The organism is Arthrobacter sp. TE26545 (genome assembly GCF_056279005.1).
This window is the reverse complement of sequence record NZ_JBWBQM010000001.1, coordinates 2,951,310-2,977,060: the sequence shown is the minus strand read 5'-3', so window position 1 is coordinate 2,977,060 and position 25,751 is coordinate 2,951,310. Positions and strand designations below refer to the sequence as shown.

Below are 25,751 nucleotides of genomic sequence, written 5' to 3'. Positions count from 1 at the left end.
GCCGCAGGAAGCCCGGGCAGGTCCAAGCCCGGGCTTCCTTGCCGACGCGGTAACTTTGTACCCATGAAGTACGCCGAGTCCGTTCTGGACCTCATTGGCAATACGCCGCTCATCAAGCTCAACCACGTCACCGAGGGCATCAAGGCCACCGTCCTGGTGAAACTCGAGTACATCAACCCCGGGGGATCCATCAAGGACCGGATCGCCGTGAAGATGATCGAGGAAGCCGAGCGCACCGGCAAGCTCAAGCCGGGCGGCACCATCGTGGAGCCCACCTCCGGCAACACCGGTGTGGGCCTGGCGCTGGTGGCGCAGCAGAAGGGCTACAAGTGCATCTTCGTGGTTCCGGACAAGGTGGGCGAGGACAAGCGCGCCGTGCTGCAGGCCTACGGGGCCGAAGTGGTGGTGACCCCCACCTCCGTGGCCCCGGACAGCCCGCAAAGCTACTACGGGGTCTCGGACCGGCTGGTCACCGAAATCCCCGGCGCCTACAAGCCGGACCAGTTCTCCAACCCCGCCGCACCGGGCAGCCACTATGAATCCACCGGCCCGGAAATCTGGCGCGACACCGACGGCTTGGTCACCCACGTGGTGATCGGCGCCGGCACCGGCGGCACCATCACCGGCACCGGCCGCTACCTCAAGGAAATCTCCGCGGACCGCCCGGAGTCCGACGGCGGCCGGGTCAAGGTGATCGGCGCGGACCCCGAAGGTTCGGTCTACTCGGGCGGAACCGGCCGGCCGTACTTCGTTGAAGGCGTCGGCGAGGACATGTGGCCGGACAACTACGACAAGACCGTCCCCGACGACGTCATCGCGGTCAGCGACGGCGATTCCTTCGCCATGACCCGCCGCCTGGCCCGTGAGGAAGGCCTGCTGGTCGGCGGCTCCTCGGGCATGGCCGTGGTAGCTGCGCTCAAGGTGGCCAAGGACCTTCCCGAGGACGCCGTCGTCGTCGTGATCCTGCCGGACTCCGGCCGCGGCTACCTGGCCAAGATCTTCAACGACCAGTGGATGCGCTCCTACGGCTTCCTCTCGGGCGGCGAGGAGGCCTCCGTGGGCGAGGTCCTCAAGTCCAAGACGGGCGAGATGCCGAACCTGGTCCACATCCACCCCAACGAAACCGTGCGCGACGTCATCAACATCATGAACGAGTTCGGCGTCTCCCACATCCCCGTCCTGTCGGCGGAACCGCCCGTGGTGATGGGCGAAGTGCTGGGCGCGGTGGACGAGCGCTCGCTGACCACCAAGCTGTTCCGCGGCGAGGCGAAACTGACGGACAAGATCTCCGAACACATGGGGGAGCCCCTGCCGGTGATCGGCTCGCTCGAGACCATTTCCGCCGCACGCGAACTGCTCTCCGACGTGGACACCGTGATGGTGACCTTCGTCGGCGCCCCTGTGGGCATCCTGACCCGCCACGACCTGCTCGCCTACCTGAGCCACTGATTTCCCACACGAGGAGTACCCATGTCTGCCCATGAAGCAGGTTTCAACACCCGCGCCGTCCACGCCGGCCAGGACTTCGAGCCCCGCACCGGTGCCGTGGTGCCGCCGCTGCACTTCAGCTCCACCTATGCCCAGGACGGCATCGGCGGGCTGCGCGACGGCTACGAATACGGCCGCGGCGGCAACCCTACCCGCGACTCCCTGCAGGAACAGCTCGCCGCGCTGGAAGGCGGCAGCCATGCCTTCAGCTTCGGCTCCGGCCTGGCCGCCGAGGACTCCCTGATCCGAGCCGTCGCACGGCCCGGGGACCACATCGTGCTCGGCAACGACGCCTACGGCGGAAGCTACCGGCTCATCAACCGCGTGCTGGGTGAGTGGGGCATCGGCAACACTCCGGTGGACATGTCCGATCTCGAGGCCGTGGCCGCCGCGGTGGCTGCGAACAACACCCGGATCGTGTGGGTGGAGACCCCGTCCAACCCGATGATGCGGATCACCGACATCGAGGCGCTCGCCGCCGTCGCGCACGACGCCGGAGCCCTACTGGTGGTCGACAACACCTTCGCGTCCCCGTACCTGCAGAACCCGCTCGCCCTGGGTGCCGACGTCGTGGTCCACTCCACCACGAAGTACATCGGCGGGCACTCCGACGTGGTGGGCGGCGCCGTCGTCGTCAACGACGCGGAGCTGGCGGAGAAGATCGGCTTCGTGCAGTTCGCCGTCGGCGCGGTGTCCGGCCCGATGGACGCTTTCCTGACCACCCGCGGCCTGAAGACCCTCGGCGTGCGCATGGACCGGCACAGCGAGAATGCGCAGGCCGTGGCCGAATGGTTGCTGCAGCGCCCCGAAGTGGAGGCCGTGCTGTACCCGGGCCTGCCGGACCACCCCGGCCACGAGCTCGCCAAGAAGCAGATGAAGAAGTTCGGCGGCATGGTCTCGGTGCAGTTCAAGGGCGGCGAGGCCGCGGCGCGCAAGGTGGCCGAAGCCACGCGCGTGTTCACCCTCGCCGAGTCCCTGGGCGGCATCGAGTCCCTGATGAACTACCCCTCCGAGATGACTCACGCCTCCGTGAAGGGCACCGAACTGGCCGTACCGGTCAACCTGCTGCGCCTTTCCTGCGGCATCGAGGACGTGGAGGACCTGATCGCGGACCTCGAGCAGGCGTTCGCCGCGATTGAAGGCTGACGCGATCCCATAGAGCAGAACGGCCGCGGCACCCGGAACCACGGTGTGCCGCGGCCGTGCTGTTTTCAACAGCTCGGGAACGGGCCAGGAAGGCTTAGCCGGAGATGCCCGGCTTGCCGTTTTCCTCGCAGCCGGTGAGCCGGCGCCGGAAGCTGGCGTCCTCGATCGCGGTGACCTCGATGTCGTACCAACCCTTCAGGGTCTCCCAGGCCAGGATCTTTGAACCGCCGGGCTTGAGTTTCACCTGGGCACTGAACTCCCTGTACTGCAGGGAGGCGAGCCGCAGCGTTACGGTCTTGGAGCCGGTGTTGCGCAGATCCAGCACCACATCACTGCCCTCGCGCGCGACGACGGAGACGTCGACGCCGGCCGCGGCGCCCGCCGTCGAGCCCTTCAGTTCGTACTGGTAGCGGTTGGGTCCGGTGACGATCAGGTCGAAACTGCCGGACGGCGCCGGGAGCGTGACGAGCCGGGCGCCTTTCACGTCCGCGTGCAGCGGTTCAGCGAGCTCGCCCGCGTAGCCGTACACGGCAAAGTGCGCGGAGCGGGTGCCCCCGTTGCGCAGGGATAGGGCGACGCCGTCGGCGCCCACGGCAGCGGAGGCCGCGGGCCGGTACGGCAGGGGGCGGGCCGGGCGGGTACCGTCCTCCTGGATCGGCGCCACTTGCACGGCCGGCGGAACCGGGCGCCAGCGGCTGATCTTCGCGGGAACCGGGCCCGGGTGGTCCAGCACCGGCGGCGTGCCTGCGGCGGCGAAGTTGAAGACACCGGTGAGGTCGCCGCAGACTTCGCGGCGCCAGGCGGAGATGTTCGGCTCCTGCACGCCGGTCCAAGCCTCCAGGAAGCGGATCACGGAGGTGTGGTCGAAGACCTCGGAGCTGACATAGCCGCCGATCGTCCACGGCGAGACGACGGTCATGGGCACGCGCGGGCCGAGGCCGATGGGCCGGGCCGTGGTCCAGTCGGTGGATTCGCCGGAGGCCGGGCGGGGCTGCACGGGCGGCGGGACGTGGTCGAAGTAGCCGTCGTTCTCGTCGAAGTTGAGGAAGATCGCGGTGCTGTCCCAGGTTTCCTGCCTGCTGGCCACGATGTCCAGGAGGCGGTAGACGAAGTTGGCGCTGCCCACCGGGGTGGAGGCGCCGGGGTGCTCGGAGTCGGCCGCCGAGGGGACCAGCCAGCTGACCTTCGGCAGGGTGCCGCCGTCGATGTCCGCGGCCAGGCGTTCCAGGAGGGTATCCGGCCGGCCGCGGCGCATGGCCTTGTCGAAGAGGAGCTTCTCGGAATCGCTGAGCAGTGCGCGGCCGGCTTCAAGCTGGGCGAGGAGCCGGTCCTGTTCAGCCGGGGTCTTGCCGTGGAGCGAGTCGTAGAACTGCTCCGTGGTGCGCAGGTCCCCGTCGACGGCGGCCAGCATCTTGTGGCCGATCTCCTTGAAGGTGTCGAAGTATTCGACCGCGTTGTCGGTGAAGTTGTCCCAGTCCTGGTAGATCTGCCAGGACACACCGGCCTGCTCCAGCCGTTCCGGGTAAGTGGTCCAGTCGTAGCCGGCGTGGTCGTAGCTGTAGGCGGCATTGGTGACGGCGCGCTTGCCGGTGGCCTTTTCGGTGCCGGTGGTGCCGCTCCAGAGGTAGTTGCGGTTGGGGTTGGTGGAGCCGTTGACCGAGCAGTGGTAGGCGTCGCAGATGGTGAAGGTGTCCGCGAGCTCGTACTGCAGCGGGATGTCGGAGCGTTCGTAGAAGGTCATGGTGGAGGCGCTCTTGGCAGGGATCCACTTGTCGCACCAGCCGTTGTTCCAGGCGGTGGTAGTGCCGTTGAAGGAGTGGTCCAGGTCGCCCAGGTACTGGATGTCCGAATCCGGGCGGCCGGCCAGCTCCGCGGCCTTGCGGAGCGAGAACGGCAGCACGGTTTCGCCGGTGGCGCGCGGCTGTTCGAACATCGACTTGCCGTTGGGCAGCCGGGTCAGCGACTTGTCGCCGTAACCGCGGACACCGCGCAGGGAGCCGAAGTAGTGGTCGAAGGAACGGTTCTCCTGCATCAGGATGATGACGTGCTTGATGGACTGCAGGCTTCCCGGCGCCACAGGCTTGGCCATGGCGGCCTGCACGGAGGGCGGCAGCAGGGAGCCGGCGGCTGCTAGCGCCGTTGCTGCTGCCGTGGCGCCCAGGAAGCCGCGGCGGGAGAAGCCCGGGAGCTGTTCGCCTGTGTCTGAGGTTGAACGTTTCATCATCTCGGGGTCATGCGTTGCCATAATCGGATTGCCTTTCGTAGATAAGGTCCAGCCCCACCAAAGTAGACGCTCCGGGTGAATCCTTGGTGTATTTCGGGTGCATTGGCCGGCAACCGCCCGGACGCTGGAGGGTTGTGTGTTCCGCCCAAAGCTGGCTTGCTTGAAGAAAGCCAGCTACGATCGAGCCATGCCTCTTCGATCCGACTGGTCCGCGCGCACATGCAGCCTCGCCCGGGGCTTGGACGTGCTTGGCGATCCGTGGGGGAGCCTGGTCCTGCGGGAGGTCTTCTTCGGCAACGGCCGCTTCGATGCCATCAAGCAGCGCCTCGAAATAGCGGACACCGTCCTGAGCAAGCGCCTCGGCTGGCTGACGGACGCCGGACTGCTGGCGCAGCGCCCCTATCAGGACGGGAGCCGCACCCGGCAGGAGTACGTCCTCACACCCAAGGGCGAGGACTCCCTGCCCGTGCTCAACGCGATCATCATCTGGGCCGAAAAACACCTGGATGCGCCCAACGAGGTCTCCCACATGCGGGTCATCCACACCGACTGCGGGCGGCCAACCTCCTCCGCCGATACCTGCAGTCACTGCGGCGTGCCGCTGACCGCCGCAAACACGAGCTGGCACAGCTTCAAGCGCAGCGACCATCCGATGCCACTCGCCACAGCGCCCGCAGAAACCTTCCCCGCGGGAACCTTCCCCGCAGAATCCGCGTCCCCCGAAACGGAGATCCCCGCATGACCGCTCCCGACGTCACCAAGGTACGCAGCGGCAAGTCCCGGCGCAGCCGCCTGCACCCTGCATGGTTCGTGGCCGCCGTCGCGTTCCTCGCCCTGGTGGGCGCCGCCGGCTTCCGGGCCGCACCCGGCGTGCTCATGGTCCCGCTGCAGGCCGAATTCGGTTGGTCCACCACGGTCCTGTCCCTTGCTGTCAGCCTCAACCTGGTGCTGTTCGGGCTCACCGCGCCCTTCGCCGCCGCCCTCATGGAACGCTTCGGCATCCGCGCCGTGACCTCGATAGCCCTGTGCCTGATCGGCCTCGGCTCGGCCCTGACTGTCTTCGTGAACCAGTCCTGGCAGATCCTGCTCACCTGGGGGCTGCTAATCGGCCTGGGCACCGGGTCCATGGCACTCGTCTTCGCCGCGACCATCGCCAACACCTGGTTCGCCAAGCGCCGCGGCCTCGTGATCGGCATCCTCACGGCCGGCAGCGCCGCCGGGCAGCTGGTGTTCCTTCCGTTCATCGCCGCCCTTGCCCAGAGCCCCGGCTGGCGCGGGGCTTCGCTGCTGATCGCTGCCGGCGCGCTCGCCGTCGTCCCGCTGGTGCTGCGCTGGTTGCGGAACTCGCCTGCCGACGTCGGCGCCCGCCCCTACGGTGCCGAGGAAACCGAGGCGGCCGAACCGGCGACGACGGCGGCCGCCGGCGATTCCCCGAACGCCGCCGTCCGGGCGCTGCAGGTCCTGAAGCGCGCCAGCAAGGTGCGCACGTTCTGGGGCCTTGCCGCCGGCTTCGCGATCTGCGGGGCGACGACGAACGGCCTGATCGGCACCCACTTCATCCCCTCGGCCCACGACCACGGCATGCCGGAGACGACCGCGGCCGGGCTGCTCGCCGTCGTCGGGATCTTCGACATCGTGGGCACCATCGCCTCGGGCTGGCTGACGGACCGCTTCAAACCCGAAGGTCCTGCTGGCCGTGTACTACCAGTTCCGCGGGATCGGCCTGCTGGTTCTGCCGCTGCTGCTGGGCTCCACGGTGGAACCGAGCATGATCGTGTTCGTGGTGGTCTACGGGCTGGACTGGGTGGCCACGGTGCCGCCCACCGCCGCGATCTGCCGCCGGGTGTTCGGGGCAGACGGCTCGGTGGTGTTCGGCTGGGTTTTCGCCGCCCACCAGCTGGGTGCGGCAGCCGCGGCCGTGGCAGCCGGATTCGTCCGGGACGCCACCGGGCACTATACCTACGCGTGGATCGGGGCCGCCGCGATGTGCACCGTGGCCGCGGTCATCAGCGCCACGATCCGCAAGGACGCCGCACACAAGGAAGCCGTGCCGGTAACGGCCTGACTATTTCGCCGGAACTGTTTTCGCCGCGAAGTACGCCCTGGTGGACGGCAGGAAGCGGCACACGACGGCGAGGACCACGCCCGTGAGCAGCAGCACCACGCCGCTCACGAAGGCGCCGCCCACCCCGAAGATCCTGGTGTCCCCGTAATCCGGGTCCCACATCTGCACCGCCGAGATGAAGAACGCCGCGCCCAGCATCACGGCGCCCAGCAGCGGCAGGATCCCGCGGAACCACAGGTTCCGGACGGAGTCGCGCAGGGTGCCGCGGAAGTACCAGACGCAAGCGAAGCCGCTGAGGGCGTAGTAGAAGGCGATGAACAGGCTGATCGAACTGATTGAATCGGCCAGCAGGTTCTCGCTGAGGAAGGTCATGGCGACGTAGTACACGACGGCGGCGCCACCCATGAGTTGGGTGGAGAAGCCGGGGGTCCGGTAGCGCGGGTGGACCTTCCCGAAGCGCGGCGGCAGGGCACCGTGGACGCCCATGGACAGGGTGCCGCGCGCCGTGGGCAGGATGGTGGTCTGGGTGGAGGACAACACCGAGGCCAGGACAGCGACGACGATCAGCCAGCCCCAGGGCCCCAGCACCACGTCTTTCATGGCCAGGAACACATCGGATTCGTTCGCGCTGTTCCCCAGCCCGATCCCTTCGGCGCCGGAACCGGCGTACATCATCACCAGCAGGGCCACGGACACGTAGATCGCCACCAGGACGAAGGCCGAAATCACGGCACCCCGGCCGGGAGTCTTCGCAGGGTTCTCCGTCTCCTCGTTCAGGGCCAGGCAGGTGTCCCAGCCCCAGTAGATGAAGAGCGCCAGCAAGGCGCCGTGCACCACGGCACCGGGATCCGCGAAGGCCCCCGCGGGGTTGAACCATTCGACGGTGAAGGGCGTGCCGTTGCCGGCCCCGCCGTTGGCGATGCCGATCATGAGCGCCAGGGCGAAGATGCCCAGCGAGATGTACTGCACGTAGGTCAGGGTGCGCTGGACATGTTCCCCCAGCCGGATGCCGCGGTGGTTCACGAAGGTCATCAGGGCGATGAACGCCACGCCCGTGCCGGTCACCAGCCAGGTGTTGCCGGCCAGGGACCCGTCGCCCACCAGGAGCCACAGATATTGCCCGGCCACCTGGGCGAGGTTCGCCAGGACCACCGTGCCGGCCAGGGCCACGCCCCAGCCGCCCAGCCAGCCGGCCCAGGGGCCGAAGGTCTTCCGGGCCCACACGAAGGTGGTGCCGCAGTCCGGCATGGCGCTATTGAGTTCCCGGAAGGCGTAGGCGATGAACAACACCGGGATGAAGCCAAGCACGAGGATCAGGGGAGTGTAGTCCCCGTTGACGGCGACAATCAGCCCCAGCGTTGCCGCGAGCGAGTAGACCGGCGCCGTCGAAGCCAGGCCGAGCATCACCGAATCGCCGAGGTCAAGGATCCCTGCCCGCAGCCCTTTGCCCGGGACGGTGCCGCCGGGCTGCGGCTGGCCGGACGACGTCGAGGTTTCCATGCTCACAGGGCGGCTCCGTTCGCTGAGGTGGCGGACGCGATGGTCGGCGCCGGTGCGTCGATGGTGTTGGGCACGAAGCGGCAGAAGTAGTCGGTGACGGGCCCGTCCGATTCGCGGATGCCGCAGCCCACCGATTCCCCGTCCACCACCCACAGGCCAAGGACGGGGTGGTTGCCGTCGAAGTCCGGCAGCTGCTGGTACTGCTGGAAGCACCAGCCTTCGCGGCCGTACTTGCCGGGCTGGTCGACCTCGACGCCGGGCGCATGGATCCGGATGTTGTCGCCTTCGCGCCCGTGCAGGGGTTTCGCCACCCATTCCGTCAGCGGTCCCGGGTCACCGAGGTAGGCCGGGAGGAGGTTTTCGTGGCCGGGATAGAGGTGCCACAGGGCCGCGAGCAGCGCCTTGTTGGAGAGCAGCATCTTCCACGCCGGTTCCACCCAGCGCGGGTTGTGGGCCCGTTGCAGCAGGCGGTGGCCGAACGGCTCCTTCATCATCAGCTCCCACGGGTACAGCTTGAACATGGTGCTGATCATGAAGTTGTCCAGGTCCACGAAGCGGTTCAGGTTCGGGTCCCAGCCGATGTCCGACATGTTGATGCCGATCGTCGTCCAGCCGCCCTGGCTGGCGACGTCGCGCATATAGGCCGCCGTCATCCAGTCCTCGCCGGACTCCTCGGCCTCCGAATGCGCCACGTGCAGGGTGCTCATGCCGGTGCGGTACTGCAGCTTCTTCCATTGCCGGATGAGGGCCTCGTGGATGCCGTTCCACTGGTCCTTTTCCGGGAAGACGTCCTGCAGCCAGAACCATTGCGCCACGGATGCCTCGATCAGCCCGGTGGGGGTGTCGGCGTTGTACTCGAGCATCTTGGCGGGCCCGCCGGCGCCGTCGTAGATGAAATCGAAGCGGCCGTAGATGTCCATGTCCCCGGCCTGCAGCGATTCCGCCGCGAGTTCCAGGGCCTGCTGGCCGATGCCGATCCCGCCCATCGCCCCGGTGGCCAGGAACTTTGCCGCCTCCAGGCACATGAGGTGCATGTCCTCGGCGGTCTTTTCGAGCGTTTCCACCTCGTCCATGGTGAATTCGTAGTACGCCGATTCGTTCCAGTACTCGATCTTCCGGCCGTCGGGCATGGTGGTGGTGGAAAACACCAGGCCCTGTTCCTCGATCTTCTGCTTCCAGTCCGGGCGCGGGGCAACGGTCAGTCTCTTCATCGTCAGCCGCCCGTGCTTCCGCCGCCCTTGGAGCTTCCGCCGAAGCCGCCGCGGCTCACCGTTCCGCCCTTGGTGCTGTACCCGGCGGAGGTCTTCGCACCGCTGGGCACCGTCCGGGTGAAGTTCGGATAGGCGCTGCGGTTCTGGCCGACGGCCGGCACGTTGGCACCGCGCGAGTAGAAGTACCAGGCGTAAATCCCGGAGCTTCTCCCCTCGGAGCTTCCGCAGTTGGCATCTTCCACGCGCTCGCCGGTCTCGTCGTTGAAGCACACCTGCGCGTAGTCGGCGTCGTTCTCCTGGCTGGCCACGATCGCCGTGATGGTCCCGGCGAGCAGTGCCGTGACTCCCAGTCCGACCACCACGGTGCGGCGCTGGGAGCGCTTCTTCCGGTGAGCGGCCTCCGCGACCCGCTTCGCTTGTTCGCGGGCGAAGGGGTCGACGACGGCGGGCGGCTCCCGCAGGGATCCGTCCTGCCCGGCGTCGGGCTGCTGGAGCTCCGGCCGCAGCTCCGGCTGCGGAACCTGCCAGGGCGGCGGCTTGGGCCGGCCGCCGTCGCGGCTGCCTTCCGGACCCTTCTCGGGGCCCTTGCCGGGACCTTCGTCCGGGCCGCCGGCGTCCGCCGGGTTGCTGTTCGGGTCCATGCTTTCTTTATCCCCCCGGTGTCTGATTGCTGAGGAAAGCCTACCCCTGCGCCCGCGCCGCGGCATGGGGTGGGGGAGTGCCAGAATTGGGGCATGGCCGCAGCTGATGCAATGAATGGAACCGGCACGGGGAAGGCCGCCACCCTCCCTGGCCAGCCGGGCGTCCCCGGCATCGGGCGCGGCCGCATCCTGGCGGGCCTCGCCCTCGCGGTCCTGTTGCCGCCCGCCGTCGAGCTCCTGGTCACCGCGGTGGGCTACCGGAACTTCGCCATGATCATGCTCCTGCACCTTGCCGTGGCCGTTGCGGTGGCCGCCGTCGGCGGGCTGTGGCCGGCCGTCGTGGCGGCTGTCCTCGGCAGTTCGCTGCTCAACTACTTCTCCGCGGAACCCGTCGGTTCGTTCTCGATCGCCGATCCCTCCACCCTGTTCACCCTGGTGGTCTTCCTCGCGGTAGCCTGCGGGGTCGGGCTGGCGGTGGGCCTGGCCACCCGGCGGGCCCAGGAAGCCGCGCACGCCGGGGCCGAGGCGCGGGCCCTGAACGAACTTGCCCTGAGGATCCTCCGCTCCGACGGCAGCCTGGAGTCATTCCTGGACAAGATCCGCGCCAAGCTCGGGATGGACGCCGTCACGCTCCTGGAGGCCGCCCCGCCCGAGGGCCCGGACCGCATTCCGGCCACCGCGCGGCGGGCGGACCCGCGCTGGCACGTACTGGCAACGTCAGGGCCCCAGCCCCCGCTGGGCCATGCCGCGGCCGACCATGCCGCCGTCGTCGATGCCAATTACACCCTCCTGCTGCGCGGCGGACCGCTGACCGGCCAGCACAAGCGCATGCTGGCCGCCTTCGGCGCCTACGTCGTGGCGGTGCGCGAGCGGCAGCAGTTGGTGCAGAGCCGGCAGGACAACCTGCGCCTCACCGAGGGCAACACCATGCGCACCTCCATCCTGCGCGCGGTGTCCCACGACCTCCGCACACCGCTGGCCGGGATCAAGCTGGCTGTCAGCAGCCTCCGCCAGGAGGAGGTCAGCTTCAGCCCCGAGGACGAACGCGAACTGCTGGCCACCATCGAGGACTACACGGACCGCCTGGGCCACCTCGTGGACAACCTGCTGGACATGTCGCGCATCACCGCAGACGCCGTGACTCCGCACCTGCGCGGGCTGGCCTGGGAGCAGGTCCTGCCGGATGCGCTGCGCGGGGTGCCCGGGGAGCGGATCCGCAACGAAATCGCCCCCAACCTGCCTGCCGTCGAGGCCGACGCCGGAATGCTGGAACGCGTGGTGGCCAACCTGGTGGAGAACGCGGTGAAATACGCGCCCGGGTCCGACGTCGTGCTGCGGGCGCGCACCGCGGGTGTCGCCGTCGGCGGGCGGCCGGGCAGCGAACTGCGGGTGGCCGACCACGGCGGGGGAGTGCCGCCGTCGGACATCCTGGCGCTGTTCCTGCCGTTCCAGCGACTGGACGACGCCGGCTCCGCAAAGGACGGACGCAGCGGAATCGGGCTGGGACTCGCCGTCGCGAAGGGCTTCACCGAGGCGATGGGCGGCACCCTGACCGCGGAGCCGACGCCGGGCGGCGGGCTGACCATGGTGGTTACCCTGCCGCTGTGGGAAGGGGAGCAGCCGTGAGCCTGGTGCTGATCGTCGAGGATGAGGCGCAGATCGCGCGGGCCATGCAGATCAACCTGCACGCCCACGGCTACCAGGCCCTGACCGTCGGCAACGGGGCTGACGCCCTCAAGGCCGCCGCCCGCCAGCCGGTGGACATCGTGGTGCTGGACCTTGGCCTGCCGGACATGGACGGTGTGGCGGTGATCCGCGGAATCCGGGGCTGGAGCAACATGCCCATCATCGTGCTGTCCGCCCGGCACGGTTCCGAAGACAAGGTCGAAGCGCTCGACGCCGGCGCGGATGACTACGTGACCAAACCGTTCGGCCTGGACGAACTGCTCGCGAGGCTGCGGGCCGCGTCCCGCCGGGCCGGGACACGGGACGAGGCACCCACCCTGGAAACCGCCGACTTCGTGGTGGACCTGGCCGGCAAGAAGATCGTCAAGGACGGCGGGGAGGTACGGCTGACCCCCACGGAGTGGAACATCCTCGAGCTGCTGGTCCGCAACGCCGGCAAACTGGTCAGCCAGCAGCAGATCCTCACCCAGGTGTGGGGCCAGGCCTACGCCAAGGAAACCCAGTACCTGCGCGTGTACATCGCCCAGCTTCGCCGCAAGCTCGAGCGCGACCCCTCCGCGCCCCGGCACCTGCACACCGAGGCGGGCATGGGCTACCGCTTTGATCCGTAGCGAGAACCCCTCGCATGGGCCCACGCCGCTAGGGTTCCCTGAGCGAGCGAAGCGAGATTAGGGAAGAAGCGGGATTAGGGAAGCGGTGGGGACTGGCGCCTAGCCTGCTCCCCAACCTCGCAAGCTCGGCCGGGGACCCCTCGCAGGCTAGGCTTGGTGCCATGGACACCGCATCGTTGATCGCAGTCTGCCGGGTACACGAGCTCTTGGCCGATCCCGAAGGCAGCGTTGGCGTCACCGCCATCGACAAACGCGCCGTGGATGGACCCGTCAAGGTCCACAAGCTCGGCCTGCACGGCGACGTCCAGGCCAACCGCCTTCACCACGGCGGCGAGGACCAGGCCCTCTACGCGTATTCGCAGGACGACGCCGACTTTTGGACCGGCGAACTCCAGCGGGAGCTGCCGCCGGGCATCTTCGGCGAGAACCTGCGCGTGCGCGGCATCGACACCACCGGCGCCGTGATCGGCGAACGCTGGAAGATCGGTCTGGACGTGGAGGTCGAAGTGACCTCGCCGCGCACGCCCTGCGCCACGTTCCAGCGTGTGATGGACGAACCTCAGTGGGTCAAGCGGTTCACCGATGCCGGGCGCGTCGGCTGCTACCTGCGGGTGGTGAAGACCGGCAGCATCTCCGCGGGGGACCACATCCACCGGCTCTTCGTTCCGAAGCACGGCATCACCGTGGGGAAATGGTTCAGCGATCCCACGATGGAGGACATCCAGACCCTGCTCGACGCCGAAGCGGACGGCGAGATCCGGCTGCAGCCGGAGTACCATGACGAGTTCGAAAAGATCATGCGCCGGGCCGGCGTCGGAAACTGACACAGCGCCCCCCGACCGGGGTTTGACCGGGGCTTTGTGCGCAAGCTCACCGCCTTCGCGGGCGCATGTGTCATGGACGTTCCGTGGAGTGCCCTACAATGGATATATCCCCCACTCCGGAAATCCCTTTTTCCTGCCCAATTTTTGAGGCAGGACTGGTCAGTGTTGGGGCCCGCGGTTTTGATGCGGGCATTTTCATAGGGAGAGCCGGGCGAAGAAAACGCTGTACAGACTGCTGGGATAGCAGCCAAGAGATACAGCGCGAAGTCCTGCCATGGGGTTGCGACAGCGCCGGACTTCTTTGCGTGCGGCCGGGCCCCATAGGTTCAGCCGTGTGCGACGAGTACTGCGGCCAAGCCCAACCGGGCCGCGCCGACTGGCCACCTATGGATGAGGAAATCTTCCCCTATGCCTGAAAACCCGAACGAAACGCTCGACGCCGACATCACCGAGACCGTCGAAACCGCGCCTGAGGCGCCCGCCGCCGAAGCTGCCGAGGCCCCTGCCGAAGCCGCCGCTCCCGCCTCCGCCCCCGCGGAAGAAGAAGAAGGCGTCCGCTTCACCGACCTCGGCCTCGACGGCCGTGTCCTCGCTGCCCTGCAGGACGTCGGCTACGAGAAGCCGTCCCCCATCCAGGCGGCCACCATTCCGCTGCTGCTCGAAGGCCGCGACGTCGTCGGCCTCGCCCAGACCGGTACCGGCAAGACCGCCGCGTTCGCCGTCCCGGCGCTGTCCCGCCTGGCTGAACTGCACGACCTCAACGGCCCCTCCCGCAAAACCCAGGCACTGGTCCTGGCTCCGACCCGTGAGCTTGCCCTCCAGGTTGCCGAGGCCTTCACCTCCTACGCCAAGCACATGGAAGACTTCACTGTCCTCCCCGTCTACGGCGGTTCTGCCTACGGCCCGCAGCTGGCCGGCCTGCGCCGCGGCGCCCAGGTGGTTGTCGGTACCCCCGGCCGCGTGATCGACCACATCGCCAAGGGCTCCCTGGACCTCTCCGAACTCCAGTACCTGGTGCTGGACGAAGCCGACGAGATGCTGCGCATGGGCTTCGCGGACGACGTCGAGCAGATCTTCCAGGAGACCCCGGAGACCCGCCAGGTGGCCCTGTTCTCGGCCACCATGCCGGGCCAGATCCGCCGCATGTCCAAGCAGTACCTGAACAACCCGGCCGAGATTTCCGTGAAGTCCAAGACTTCCACGGGCACCAACATCCGCCAGCGCTACGTGCAGGTCATGGGCCCGCACAAGCTGGATGCCATGACCCGCATCCTCGAGGTCGAAGAGTTCGACGGCGTCATCGCCTTCGTGCGCACCAAGATGGCCACCGAGGACCTCGCCGACAAGCTGAAGGCCCGCGGCTTCCAGGCTGCCGCCATCAACGGCGACATCCCGCAGCAGCAGCGCGAGCGCACCGTGGACGCCCTGAAGGAAGGCCGCATCGACATCCTCGTCGCCACCGACGTCGCGGCCCGCGGCCTCGACGTGGAGCGCATCAGCCACGTGGTCAACTACGACATCCCGCACGACACCGAGTCCTACGTGCACCGCATCGGCCGCACCGGCCGCGCAGGCCGCACCGGCGACGCGATCCTCTTCATGACCCCGCGCGAGAAGTACCTGCTGCGCGCCATCGAGAAGGCCACCCGCCAGAGCGTGGAGCAGATGCACCTGCCCACCGCGGAAACCGTCAACTCGCTGCGCCTGGGCAAGTTCGCCGAACGCATCACCGAAACCCTCGAATCCGAGGATGTGGCGCTGTTCCGCGACCTGATCGCCTCCTACGAGGAAGAGCACAACGTTCCGGCCGCGGAGATCGCCGCAGCACTGGCCGTCATGGCCCAGGGCGGCCAGCCGCTGCTGGTCAAGGAACTGCCGGCCGCACCGGAATTCCAGAAGCGCGAGCGTACCAAGGACGGCTTCGGCTCCCGTGGCCCGACCCGCCCGCTGACCGAAGGCAACGCCACCTACCGGATCGCCGTCGGACGCCGCCACCGCGTCATGCCGGGCTCCATCGTGGGCGCTATTGCCAACGAAGGGGGCATCTCCTCCTCGCAGATCGGCGGCATCGACATCCGCTCGGACCACTCCCTCGTGGAGCTCCCCGCGGACCTGAGCCCCGAGCAGCTGCGTGCCCTGTCTCGCACCCGGATCGGCGGCGAGCTGATCCACCTCGAGCTGGACAACGGCCGCAAGCCGAACCGTGAACGCGGCGGCTACGGCGACCGCGAGAACCGGGGCGGCGGCAACTTCAAGGGCAATGGCGGCTTCAAGAAGGACTTCCGCCGCAACGAAGGCGAGCGTTCCTCCGCTGATCGTGGCGGCCGTTCCTACAGCGAACGTTCCGAGCGCAGCTTCGGCGACCGGGACCGCGGCCAGGCCGGTGACTCCCGCTTTGGCGGCCACGGCAACGGTTCCCGCAAGCCCCGCCACGGCGGCGACAGCGGACACCGTGATTTCAACCGCAAGGGCAAGTGGTAAAAAACTACTGCTTCTGAAGGCTCCGTCCCATCTGGGACGGAGCCTTCTCCGTTTGGAGTCTGCTTTGCCCGTCCGGCCGGCGACGGCTGAGGAGGCGACTTTGGAAGATCCCATGTTCACGGGGCGCGGTGGATCCAATCCACGGGATAGCCGAGTTCCTCGAGTGTGAGGAGTATCGGCTCCAGGCTGAACGCGTAAATCGTCCAGTCGAGGTAATGCTTGCCTCGGACGGCAATGCAATCGCCCATCAAACCGGGAGCCCTGAAGATCTTGGTCACCATGGAACGCTCGACACACCATGGTCCTATGAACCGGCCGAGCCCCAAACGCGCACGGAACTCCAGCCGTTCTGATGTTGCCACGAGCTCGATCAAAGGCCAGGTAGCCGAGAATCCTTGATTGTTGAAGCCGATGACGACGCGGAACGGCTCCACGGGTTCGCGAGCCTCCGGGACCGAGTTCATGGCGTTGAGGTTATAGAACGTGCGCCCGACTTGGAAGGGGACGGGAAGCGGTAGCGTAAGCGTGGATCAGCAGTGAACTAGTGGCGCAGGGACTAATGATCAGTTTCAGGGTGCCGCGCGACCGCACCTCCGAAACCTAGGACTGTTTTTCGAGTCAAACTTTCGAGGTGCAATTCACATTCCGCCAGCTCTTCGGGCGTTTAGTGGGCCGATCGTTTGCCTGCTCCGCAGGGCAGCCGGCCTTCCTGACCCTCTTTGGAGCCCGACGACCCAGGACTCGCGGCAAGTTGTGATGTCGGCGCCGCTTCTACGTCCAAAGAGGGTCCCGACGGCGGTGCTTCCGCCCCTTTTCCGAGGCCCGTTGAACACCGGTTTGGGTGCTTCGCAAATTGTGTCAGGTCCGGCATTTGCCCCCTTCAGCCCCGATTTGGTGTCAGGGGCGAACCTCCGGTAGAGTACTTACTCGTTGCCCCCTTAGCTCAGTGGTAGAGCGCGTTCTTGGTAAGAACGAGGTCGCCGGATCGATTCCGGCAGGGGGCTCTGAATGAGAGCCTGTGTCAAGGCGGTTTTGACCGGCTTGGCACAGGTTTTCTCATTCGTGGCGGTGTAGCTCAGTTGGTTAGAGCGCACGACTCATAATCGTGAGGTCGGGAGATCGAGCCTCCCCACCGCTACCAAGGAAAGACCCCGCGGATTCAACATACGCGGGGTCTTTTTGTTTTCCCATTGCTGCTTGAATGGGTTCATGCCACGGATCACGATCATCGGCGGCCACGGCAAAGTGGCGCTGCAGCTTGCCCGAATCCTCAGTGACGAAGGCCATACGGTCACGTCCATCATCCGCAACCCCGACCACGCCGCCGACGTGACGGCAAGCGGCGCCTCCCCGGTGATTCTCGACGTCGAGCATTCCACGACGGCGGAGATCGCCGCCGCGCTGGGCGGCAGCGACGCCGTGGTCTGGTCCGCCGGCGCCGGAGGCGGCAATCCGGCCCGCACCTACGCGGTGGACCGCGATGCCGCCATCCGCTCCATGGACGCCGCGGCGCAGGCCGGCGTGAAACGCTACGTGATGGTGTCCTACTTCGGTGCCGGGCCCGGTCACGGGGTTCCGGAGAACCACAGCTTCTTCCCTTACGCCGAGGCTAAAGCGGCGGCAGACGAGTACCTGCGCGGCAGCAAGCTGGACTGGACGGTCCTCGGCCCCGGTACCCTGAACAACGATCCCGCCACCGGGCTGATCGACGTCAACCCCGCAGATCCCGCCACGGGCACCGGAACGTCCCGGGCCAATGTGGCACTGGTGGCGGCCGCCGTGCTGGAACTGCCCGGGACAATCGGACGGACCATCGAGTTCCGGGACGGCACCAGCGACGTCGTGATGGCCCTGACGGCGGACTCCTGACGCATGGACCAGTTGGCACTCATCATCGGGCTGCTGCTCGCAACGGTGGCGGCGGTGGGCCTGGGGGACAGGCTGCGCCTGCCATACCCGGTCCTGATGCTGCTCATCGCGGTGGCCTTGACCTTCATTCCGGGCTTTCCCGAGCTTGAGATCGATCCCGAATTGATCCTGCCGATCTTCCTGCCGCCCTTGCTGTTCGCGACGGCCCAGAAAAGCTCCTGGGCCGTCTTCAAAGTCCGCTGGCGCACGCTGCTCCTGATGGCGGTGGCCCTGGTGGTGGTCTCGACGGCGGTCGTCGCCGGGGCGGCCTGGCTCATGATCCCGGGCATCGGCATCCCGGCCGCGATCGCCTTGGGTGCAATGGTGGCGCCGCCGGACCCTGTGGCGGTGGAGTCCGTAGCAGGCCGTGTGCGCATGCCCCGCCGGCTTATCACGGTGCTGCAGAGCGAAGGCCTCTTCAACGACGCTGCTGCCATTGTCATCTTCCAGGCTGCGGTGGCCGCAACCGTCGCCGGAACGCATCTGGGCCCCAACATTGCGTTCGAGTTCATCGTCGGCGCGGCCCTCGCCGTGCTGGTGGGAATCGCAATGGGCTGGTTCGGCAGGATCATCAACAAGCTCGTCACCTCGATGGTGGCCCGCAGCGCCGTCACCCTGGTGATTCCCTTCGCCGCCTACATCCTGGCCGAGGAGGTGCACGCCTCCGGGGTGATCGCCGTCGTCGTGACCGCATTGGAAACCCAGCGCCACGCACGACCGCAGGACGCCGCCGAACGCGTCACGCGTACGGCCTTCTGGGATGTCGTGGAACTGCTGGCCACCGGCCTCGCCTTCGGCCTGGTGGGCCTGGAGGTCCGGCACGTGATCCGGGAAGAAGGCGCCGCCGTGCTCGGCATGGTCGGCATGGCCGCGGTGGTCTGCATTCTGGTGTTCGCGGTGCGTTTCGGCTGGCTCGGCCTGCTTGCGCTGTCTGCCCGCCGCAAGGGCGCCCTCCAGCCCACCTCCTTCAAGGAGGTGCTGATCCTCACCTGGTGCGGCATGCGGGGCCTGGCCACACTGGCCCTCGCCCTGGCGCTTCCGCTAACTGTCTCAGACGGCGGTGACTTCCCGGCCCGGCATGAAATCCTCGTGATTGCCTGCGCGGTGCTGCTGGCCACCCTGGTGTTCCCCGGCCTGACCCTGCCGTGGCTCATGCGCGTGCTGAAGGCGGCCGAGGACGGTTCGCACGAAGAGCACGCTGCCAAGCTGCTGGCCAGGCGCGCCCAGAAGGCCGCCATCGCCGCGCTCAAGGATCATGAGCTGATGAAGGAGCTTCCGGCGGACAAGGTGGCGCTCGTGAAGCAGAAGATGGCCCGGCTGCATGCCGAGCTGCTGGATGGCACTCTCAAGAACGAAAGCCTCGAGGAGAAACGCCGACGGGGACGGGAGCTGGCCATCACCGTCCAGACGATCGCCCTCGACGCCGCCCGCCAGGAAGTGGTTGCTGCGCGGAGCGAGCCCGGCACGGACCCCGAGGTGGCCGACCGGGTGCTGCGGCAGCTGGACCTGCGCACCATGGCGATGCCCGAGTAGCAGATACCGCGCCGTTGAGGACCCGGTCCTTGCGGGGCGGCTCTGTCGTTGCCGCCAGCTCAGGAAGTGCTTGAATGCCGGGGCAAGGAATACGGCCCAAGGTCCAGCGCATGCTCCTCGACGTAGTCCAAAGCGTGCCGGATGGCGCCGATTGACACGATGCCGTCGCCCAGGGTGGAGGCCTCCAGCCGCGGCGGCGTATGGGTGTAGTCCGGAAGCTCCTTGCTGATGGCCGGGATGAGGGCACGGGCCGATTCCGCGACGGCGCCCGCAATGACCACGAGTTCGGGGTTGACCAGCGTGCTCAGGGAGCCGATGATCCGCGCCATGCGGTGCGCCACCCGGTCCAGGACCGCGGCTGCGGCCGCGTCACCGGCCGCAGCCGCGGAAAAGACCATCTCGGCGGTCAGGGTTCCGGGATCCCCTCCGCAGCGCTCGCGCATGGAACTCTTGGCGCCTTTGTCGAGCGCCTCCCGCGCCCACAGCACGGCGTAGTGCGCAATGCCGCTCGTGTCGCCGACCCCGTCGAGATTGTCCAAGTATCCCAGTTCGCCGAAGCCGCCGAGCTGCCCGTGGAGCAGCCGGCCGGATTCGAGGACTCCGGAACCGAGCCGGTCGCTGGCAAGCATGACCACCAGGTTGTCGACTCCCTGGGCGGTGCCACGCCAGCGTTCCGCAAGCGCCGCCAGGTTGGCATCGTTTTCGAGGAGCACGTGCCAGCCATGCCGCTCTGCGACGATCCCGCGGACATCGAAGGATTTCCAGAATTCCTGGGCCGTGAGGACCTCGCCGTCCCGGCTGACCGGGGCGGCGACGCCAACGGAGACGGCAAGCACGGAATCCGCCGATGCGCCCGCTTCGTCCAAGGCCTCTGCCGCGATCCTGTCCAGGACGTCGGCGCGTTCGTCCGCTGCCACACTGTATGCGTGGCGGAATGGCATGGTGACCTGGGACAGGGGAGTGCCGGCCATGTCCGCCACGATGGCAGTGATCTTGTTGGCGCCGATGTCGATGCCCAGCACGCTGGCCGCGCGGTCGTCAAAGACAAAGCGGCGGGCCGGCCTGCCCTTGACGTAATCCCCGGCTCCCCGCTGGTTTTCCAGTTCCTGGAGCCACCCGAGTCGGACGAGTTCATCGCAAATCGAGATAACGGTGGCGCGGGAGAGCCCGGTGGCGGCCATGAGATCGGTTCCAGTCAGGACGCCTGCACCGCGCATCGCCTTGAGCATGGCGCTCGCATTGACCCTGCGTACCAGCTGCGTTGACGGCGCTGTTTCGACCATCTTCAAACCTCCCCATCCTTTGCTCTCCGCTAAGCGGCAGCTAACTCTCTCTAAATTTAGTTCATAAATTTATCTTTCGTTCCATCTTCCAACCTCCTTGACTCTGTGGCGAACCTCACTCCATACTTGCGATAGGTAGTAAATTTACCTCCTAATTTAAATTGAGCGATGGGCCGACGTTGGCCAGCCGCTCTGATGAAAGGACCGACGCAGATGTCTGACTCCCTCCTCTCACGCCCTGTTGACCGCCGCGCGCTGCTGCGCACGGGCATGCTGGGCGCTCTTGGCCTCGCTGCAGCGCCGGCCCTGGCCGCCTGCGGCGGCGGCTCGGCTCCCGGTGGCAGCTCCGGCTCCGGCAGCGTCTCCTGGGCGGCATGGGCAAACCCCGGCGAAGGAGAGCGTTACAAGAAGTTCGCCGAAGAACTGTCCAAGAAGATCAACGCCAAGGTCAGCTTCCAGGCCGTTGTGGGTGACTATGAGGCAAAGCTTCTCTCCCAGCTGGCTGGCGGGGCGGCGCCGGACGCGTTCTACGTCGGCGATGGGCAGATGGCCAAGTTCATTGGTGCGAAGCAGGTCTCGGACCTGAGTGATTATCTTTCAGGCGGAAAATCCCCGGTGAAGCTGGAAGAGTTCCCGGAAGGTCTCTACCAATGGTGCAAGGGTGCCGACGGCACCGGCCTCTACGGACTTCCGGTGGACTGCAACCCCTCGGTTTTGTGGTTCAACAAAGACGTCCTCTCCGCTGCGGGCGTCAGCTCGGATCCCGCCCAGCTCTTCGATGGGGGCACCTGGAACTTTGACGCCTTCACCGATGCCTTGGACAAGGTCCGGGGCTCCGGCAAGAAAGGGTTGATCCTGTCCAACTGGTGGTTTAACTGGGCCTGGGCGGTGACTGCCTTCGGCGGCACGCTCCAGGATGAGTCCGGCAAGATCGTCTTCGCCGACGACCCCAAGGCGCAGGAAGGGCTCGGCTGGCTGTTGGAGCAGTTCAAGTCAGGCAACATCACCTACGCGGGTTCGCTGCCGAAGGGCCAGAGCGGCGACGCCCTCTTCCTGGCCGGCCAGCTTGCCTTCAACAACGTGGGCCGTTGGGCGTTGCCTACCCTGAAGTCCGTCAAGTTTGGATATGACATTGCTCCGCTGCCTTCGCCCACCGGCAAGGACATCATGCCGGCCCCCGTTGCCACTGCAGCAATCGCCCTGAATGCGAAAGCGAAAAACCGGGAAAAGGCACTCGAACTGATCGGCAACTATGTGTCCAAGGAGGGGCAGCAGTTCCGACTTTCCGGCGGGGGCAACGCTGTGGCATCGGTGAAGGGCCTGGACGGGCTTGCCACCGAAGGTGGAGTGCCTGCCCACGGCAAATTGTTCAATGAGGTTGTTGCCAAGGGGTATGCGATGCCGAACGCGTTCGTGTCCAAGGCCAAGACTGCGACTGAACTGCCGACGCTTGTCGACAAGCTTTTCAAGAACCCGTCGACGACTGCTGCCTCCTTCTCCGAGGCAGTCAGCAAGCTGGTGAACGGCTAACAAGGATGTCACTGGACACGCAGATCCGGGCCAGCGTAGATGCCGTGCCGGCCCAGCCGCGCCGCAAGGTGTCCCGACGGCGCCGCAAGGACACCATCGCGGCCCTCGTCTTTCTTTCGCCCCAACTCTTGGGCCTGATTGTCTTCATGATCGGACCCCTGGGTTTTGCCTTGTATCTGGCTTTCAGCCATTGGGACGGGTTCGGCGCCGCTACCTTCGCGGGGCTGTCCAACTTCACCGAACTCTTCGAGAATCCCCGCATCCAGCGTTCGGCGATCAATACCTTGTGGTTCACCGTATTGCAGGTCCCTGGTGTGATGATCACCGCCTTCCTCTTCGCGCTGTTCATGCAGAAGGCAGGAAGGATGACCAACGTTTACCGCCTTGGCTTCGTTGCCCCGGTGGTCACATCCTCCGTGGCGGTCGCCACCATTTGGCTCTACCTGTTCAACCCTGAGATCAGCCCCATCAACAGCGCCTTGCGTTCGATCGGTATCCCGGCTCCCAACTGGCTGCAGGATCCGTCGTTCATCATTCCGTCCTTCGCTGTCGTGGCGATCTGGCAGGGCCTGGGCTATCAATTGGTGATGTTCATGGCCGGCCTGCAGAGCATTGGCGCCTCCTACCTTGAAGCCGCCGAACTGGACGGTTGTTCGGCGTGGCAGAAGCTGTGGCACGTCACCGTACCGCTGATCTCGCCCACCATCCTGTTCCTCTCGATCACCTCAATCATCGGCTCCTTCCAGGTCTTCGATTACATCTACGTCTTCATGGACTCAAGCGCGCCGGACGAAGCCCGCACCATCGTCTACGAGATTGTCCAAATGGCCTTCCGTGAGTTCAACTTCGGAGCCGCTTCAGCCCTGGCGTTCCTGCTGTTCCTGGTCCTGCTCGGTGTCACCGGGCTCCAGATGGCCGCCCAGAAGAGATGGGTTCACTACGCAGAATGAGCACCCTGACCCGAAACATTGCCCGCTCCCAGGAGGCACGGACGCGCCGCCGGCCTGTCCGTCCGGGGAGAATCATCCTTCACCTTGCACTGGCAGTCTGCGCCGCCCTGATGGCGCTGCCGTTTCTATGGATGATGCTTTCCTCGTTCAAACCGCTGGATGAGATTTTCCGCCAGCCTCCCACCTTCCTGCCGGAAGTGTGGACCACCGGAGGTTATGAGACGGCTTTTGCCGGTGCCGATTTCGTCCGCGGTTTCTGGAACAGCACGTATATTGCCGTGACAGTCACCGTGATCTCGCTGCTGACCAGCACCATGGCCGCCTACGCATTCGCCAGGATCGACTTCCGCGGAAGCAAGCACCTCTTCATGGTGTTCCTGGCCACGATGATGGTTCCGGCGCAGCTGACCATCATCCCGCTGTACATCATCATGGGATGGCTAGGCTGGATCGATACTCCGCTTTCCCTGATCATGCCCGCCTCCCTGTTCAGCGCTTTCGGGGTCTTCCTCATGCGCCAGTACATCAAGGGCATTCCACGGGAACTTGAAGAAGCCGCGGAACTGGACGGCGCAAGCCGATCCCGGGTCTTCACCACCATGATCCTGCCCCTGCTGCGCACCCCGCTTACAGCACTGGGCATCTTCACCTTCCTGGGGCAGTGGAACAACTTCTTCGGCCCGCTGATCTTCCTCAACAGCGACGCCAATTTCACCCTTCCGTTGCTGGTGAACCAGTTCAAGGGCCAGTATGGCGCCGACTGGACCTCTTTGATGTCAGCTACGACGCTCGTGGCGGCCCCGCTGCTGATCATCTTCGCCGTCGCCCAGCGGCAGATCGTGGATGGCATCGCGCTCTCCGGCTCCAAGTCCTGAGAGACCCTACTCAAAAGCAGGAACGACGACGGCGGGAACCCGCCGTCGTCGTTCCTCCCACCGCTTGTTATTACCTGGGAAGGATCCCCGTTTGTCTACGCCCCCCTTTGCCACGCCGTCCGCTTCCGAGCTCGCAGCGGCCGACCCTGACTGGTGGCGTCAGGCTGCCGTCTACCAGATCTATCCGCGTAGCTTTGCCGATTCGAACGGTGACGGCATCGGCGACCTGAAGGGCGTCACCGCCAAGGTGCCGTACCTGAAGGAACTGGGGGTCGACGCCGTCTGGCTGAGTCCCTTCTACCCCTCGGCTTTGGCGGACGGCGGCTATGACGTGGATGACTACCGCGATGTCGATCCGAAGATCGGTACGCTGGCGGACTTCGACGAAATGGTTGCCGCCCTCCATGCCGCGGGCATCAAGGCGATCGTGGACATCGTTCCGAACCACTCATCCAATCGGCATGCCTGGTTCCAGGAGGCATTGGCCGCCCCGAAGGGTTCCCTGGCCCGGGAGCGGTACCACTTCCGCGATGGATTGGGTGAGCACGGGGAACTGCCGCCCTCAGACTGGACCGCCTCATTCGGCGGTCCACGGTGGACCCGCGTTGAAGACGGGCAGTGGTATCTCAACACCTTCACGCCCGAGCAGCCGGACTTCAACTGGGACAACCCTGAAGTCCGGGAGGACTTCCTTGAAACCCTGCGTTTTTGGTCCGACCGTGGAGTGGATGGCTTCCGGGTTGATGTTGCAAACCTTCTGGTCAAGGACCTGCCGGCCACGCTGCCCAGCAAAGCCGAACTGTCCGCGATGGATCGGAATTCCGGAACCCACCCACTGATGGACCGCGACGAAGTCCACGAGATCTACGCCGAATGGCGCAAGGTCTTCAACGAATACAATCCGCCACGCTTCGCCGTGGCCGAGGCGTGGGTGGAGACTCCGGAGCGGCGGGCGAAGTACGCGTCGCCCGAAGGCCTGGGCCAGGCGTTCAGCTTCGACTTGCTGATGGCGGACTTTGATGCGGAACAGTTCCGGACTGTTATTGGGGACAACCTGGAACAGAGCCGGCTGAGCGGTTCGACCTCCACCTGGGTGTTCTCCAATCACGACGTTACCCGCCATGCCACCCGTTACGGGCTGCCCCCGCTGAACGGGCGCGCGGTCAAAGGCGGGGTGGAGTGGGTCAAGGAAGGCGGGCCGAAGGAGGCTCTTGATATTGCCGGTGGCATCCGCCGGGCCAAAGCGGCCACCCAGCTCATGCTGGCGCTGCCGGGATCGGCGTACCTGTACCAGGGTGAGGAACTCGGCCTGCACGAAGTCGCGGATATCCCCGCGGACCGCCGTCAGGACCCGTCCTTCTTCCGCGGGGCCGAGTGGGACGGGCTGGGCCGGGACGGCTGCCGCGTTCCGCTTCCGTGGGAACCGGACGGCACCTCGTTTGGCTTCGGTGCCAACGGGGCGCACCTGCCCCAGCCGGCTTGGTTCGCCGGGTATGCGGCCAGCGCCCAGGAGCGGGAGGGATCCACCCTCACGTTCTACCGCACTGCGCTCGCGCTGCGGCGCCGCCTCCAGACCGGCGAGAGCCTGGAATGGATCGACACGGGCAACGCGGACGTACTGCACTTCGTCCGCCCGGGCGGCTGGCACGTCGTGGCGAACTTCGGTACCGCCGCCGTCGAACTGCCCGAAGGTGAGCTCCTGCTGGCCAGCGCCCGGATTGAAGACGGCAAGCTTCCGGGCGAGGCAAGCGCCTGGCTGCGTGCTTGAACCCCCGATTCCGAAAGATCAACAGAG

The 25,751-nt window shown here is 66.5% G+C and carries 19 protein-coding genes, 2 tRNA genes and 1 pseudogene; 16 read left to right on the top strand and 6 right to left on the bottom strand.

All coding sequences use genetic code 11. From position 1 onward, the window contains the following. Positions 1-63 precede the first annotated feature (63 nt). Entirely contained in the window at positions 64-1,449 is a 1,386-nt protein-coding gene (locus ACZ9CK_RS13485; RefSeq protein ID WP_426299259.1) for a cystathionine beta-synthase, read from the top strand. A 21-nt stretch (positions 1,450-1,470) separates the two neighbouring features. Further along, a complete protein-coding gene (locus ACZ9CK_RS13480) occupies positions 1,471-2,634 on the top strand; it encodes a cystathionine gamma-synthase (RefSeq protein ID WP_476050188.1) in 1,164 nt (387 codons plus the stop codon). Between the two features lie 94 nt (positions 2,635-2,728). Here the strand turns inward: ACZ9CK_RS13480 and ACZ9CK_RS13475 are convergent, their stop codons facing one another. Further along, positions 2,729-4,879: a phosphocholine-specific phospholipase C gene (locus tag ACZ9CK_RS13475; protein WP_476050187.1), complete on the bottom strand. Its 2,151-nt coding sequence runs from the start codon at positions 4,877-4,879 to the stop codon at positions 2,729-2,731. 166 nt (positions 4,880-5,045) lie between these two features. Between ACZ9CK_RS13475 and ACZ9CK_RS13470 the strand changes: the two genes are divergently transcribed. Beyond that, positions 5,046-5,600: a winged helix-turn-helix transcriptional regulator gene (locus ACZ9CK_RS13470; RefSeq protein WP_426299253.1), complete on the top strand. Its 555-nt coding sequence runs from the start codon at positions 5,046-5,048 to the stop codon at positions 5,598-5,600. Next, positions 5,597-6,923 (top strand): annotated as a pseudogene (locus ACZ9CK_RS13465) (MFS transporter). The gene ACZ9CK_RS13470 and the pseudogene ACZ9CK_RS13465 overlap by 4 nt, the downstream one beginning before the upstream one ends. On the opposite strand, the gene ACZ9CK_RS13460 reads toward ACZ9CK_RS13465, so the two are convergent. The 3 genes from ACZ9CK_RS13460 to ACZ9CK_RS13450 are packed head-to-tail and all read right to left on the bottom strand — an operon-like array spanning position 6,924 to position 10,275. Further along, entirely contained in the window at positions 6,924-8,429 is a 1,506-nt protein-coding gene (locus ACZ9CK_RS13460; RefSeq protein WP_476050186.1) for an APC family permease, read from the bottom strand. It lies immediately after the preceding pseudogene. After that, positions 8,426-9,634 (bottom strand): glutathionylspermidine synthase family protein, encoded by a 1,209-nt coding sequence (locus ACZ9CK_RS13455; RefSeq protein ID WP_476050185.1) that lies wholly within the window; start codon positions 9,632-9,634, stop codon positions 8,426-8,428. The genes ACZ9CK_RS13460 and ACZ9CK_RS13455 overlap by 4 nt, the downstream gene beginning before the upstream one ends. A 2-nt stretch (positions 9,635-9,636) precedes the next feature. Next, positions 9,637-10,275 carry a Tat pathway signal protein gene (locus tag ACZ9CK_RS13450; protein ID WP_476050184.1) on the bottom strand — a complete coding sequence of 213 codons (639 nt, stop codon included), beginning with the start codon at positions 10,273-10,275 and terminating at the stop codon, positions 9,637-9,639. A 93-nt stretch (positions 10,276-10,368) separates the two neighbouring features. Between ACZ9CK_RS13450 and ACZ9CK_RS13445 the strand changes: the two genes are divergently transcribed. From ACZ9CK_RS13445 to ACZ9CK_RS13430, 4 genes are all read left to right on the top strand, one after another. Beyond that, positions 10,369-11,901: a sensor histidine kinase gene (locus ACZ9CK_RS13445; RefSeq protein WP_476050183.1), complete on the top strand. Its 1,533-nt coding sequence runs from the start codon at positions 10,369-10,371 to the stop codon at positions 11,899-11,901. Beyond that, the gene (locus ACZ9CK_RS13440; RefSeq protein ID WP_426303493.1) at positions 11,898-12,572 is read left to right on the top strand and encodes a response regulator; all 675 of its coding nucleotides are present in this window, start codon (positions 11,898-11,900) and stop codon (positions 12,570-12,572) included. Before ACZ9CK_RS13445 ends, ACZ9CK_RS13440 begins: the two co-directional genes overlap by 4 nt. Before the next feature lie 161 nt (positions 12,573-12,733). Beyond that, the gene (locus ACZ9CK_RS13435; protein ID WP_426299238.1) at positions 12,734-13,396 is read left to right on the top strand and encodes an MOSC domain-containing protein; all 663 of its coding nucleotides are present in this window, start codon (positions 12,734-12,736) and stop codon (positions 13,394-13,396) included. 408 nt (positions 13,397-13,804) lie between these two features. Then, positions 13,805-15,877, top strand: coding sequence for a DEAD/DEAH box helicase (locus tag ACZ9CK_RS13430; protein WP_476050182.1), 2,073 nt, complete (start codon positions 13,805-13,807; stop codon positions 15,875-15,877). A gap of 116 nt (positions 15,878-15,993) precedes the next feature. Here ACZ9CK_RS13430 and ACZ9CK_RS13425 read toward each other — a convergent pair whose 3' ends face one another. Then, on the bottom strand, positions 15,994-16,341 hold the full coding sequence (locus tag ACZ9CK_RS13425; protein ID WP_476050181.1) for a hypothetical protein: 348 nt from the start codon (positions 16,339-16,341) through the stop codon (positions 15,994-15,996). Positions 16,342-16,809: 468 nt separating this feature from the next. On the opposite strand from ACZ9CK_RS13425, the gene ACZ9CK_RS13420 reads away from it, so the two are divergent. The 4 genes from ACZ9CK_RS13420 to ACZ9CK_RS13405 all read left to right on the top strand — a co-directional run bounded on the left by ACZ9CK_RS13420 (position 16,810) and on the right by ACZ9CK_RS13405 (position 19,318). Further along, positions 16,810-16,881: transfer RNA gene (locus tag ACZ9CK_RS13420), tRNA-Thr, on the top strand. A 60-nt stretch (positions 16,882-16,941) separates the two neighbouring features. Then, a tRNA-Met gene (locus ACZ9CK_RS13415) sits at positions 16,942-17,018 on the top strand. 68 nt (positions 17,019-17,086) lie between these two features. After that, a complete protein-coding gene (locus tag ACZ9CK_RS13410; RefSeq protein ID WP_476050180.1) occupies positions 17,087-17,746 on the top strand; it encodes an SDR family oxidoreductase in 660 nt (219 codons plus the stop codon). A gap of 3 nt (positions 17,747-17,749) precedes the next feature. Beyond that, the gene (locus tag ACZ9CK_RS13405; protein ID WP_476050179.1) at positions 17,750-19,318 is read left to right on the top strand and encodes a Na+/H+ antiporter; all 1,569 of its coding nucleotides are present in this window, start codon (positions 17,750-17,752) and stop codon (positions 19,316-19,318) included. A 59-nt stretch (positions 19,319-19,377) separates the two neighbouring features. On the opposite strand, the gene ACZ9CK_RS13400 is transcribed toward ACZ9CK_RS13405, so the two are convergent. Continuing rightward, entirely contained in the window at positions 19,378-20,601 is a 1,224-nt protein-coding gene (locus ACZ9CK_RS13400) for an ROK family protein (protein WP_476050178.1), read from the bottom strand. 213 nt (positions 20,602-20,814) lie between these two features. Between ACZ9CK_RS13400 and ACZ9CK_RS13395 the strand changes: the two genes are divergently transcribed. The 4 genes from ACZ9CK_RS13395 (at position 20,815) to ACZ9CK_RS13380 (ending at position 25,724) form a co-directional block, all read left to right on the top strand. Next, entirely contained in the window at positions 20,815-22,131 is a 1,317-nt protein-coding gene (locus ACZ9CK_RS13395; protein ID WP_426299228.1) for an extracellular solute-binding protein, read from the top strand. Positions 22,132-22,136: 5 nt separating this feature from the next. Beyond that, positions 22,137-23,081 (top strand): carbohydrate ABC transporter permease, encoded by a 945-nt coding sequence (locus ACZ9CK_RS13390; RefSeq protein WP_476050177.1) that lies wholly within the window; start codon positions 22,137-22,139, stop codon positions 23,079-23,081. Beyond that, entirely contained in the window at positions 23,078-23,956 is an 879-nt protein-coding gene (locus tag ACZ9CK_RS13385) for a carbohydrate ABC transporter permease (RefSeq protein WP_476050176.1), read from the top strand. The genes ACZ9CK_RS13390 and ACZ9CK_RS13385 overlap by 4 nt, the downstream gene beginning before the upstream one ends. A gap of 91 nt (positions 23,957-24,047) precedes the next feature. After that, the gene (locus ACZ9CK_RS13380; protein ID WP_476050175.1) at positions 24,048-25,724 is read left to right on the top strand and encodes a glycoside hydrolase family 13 protein; all 1,677 of its coding nucleotides are present in this window, start codon (positions 24,048-24,050) and stop codon (positions 25,722-25,724) included. Positions 25,725-25,751: the final 27 nt, after the last annotated feature.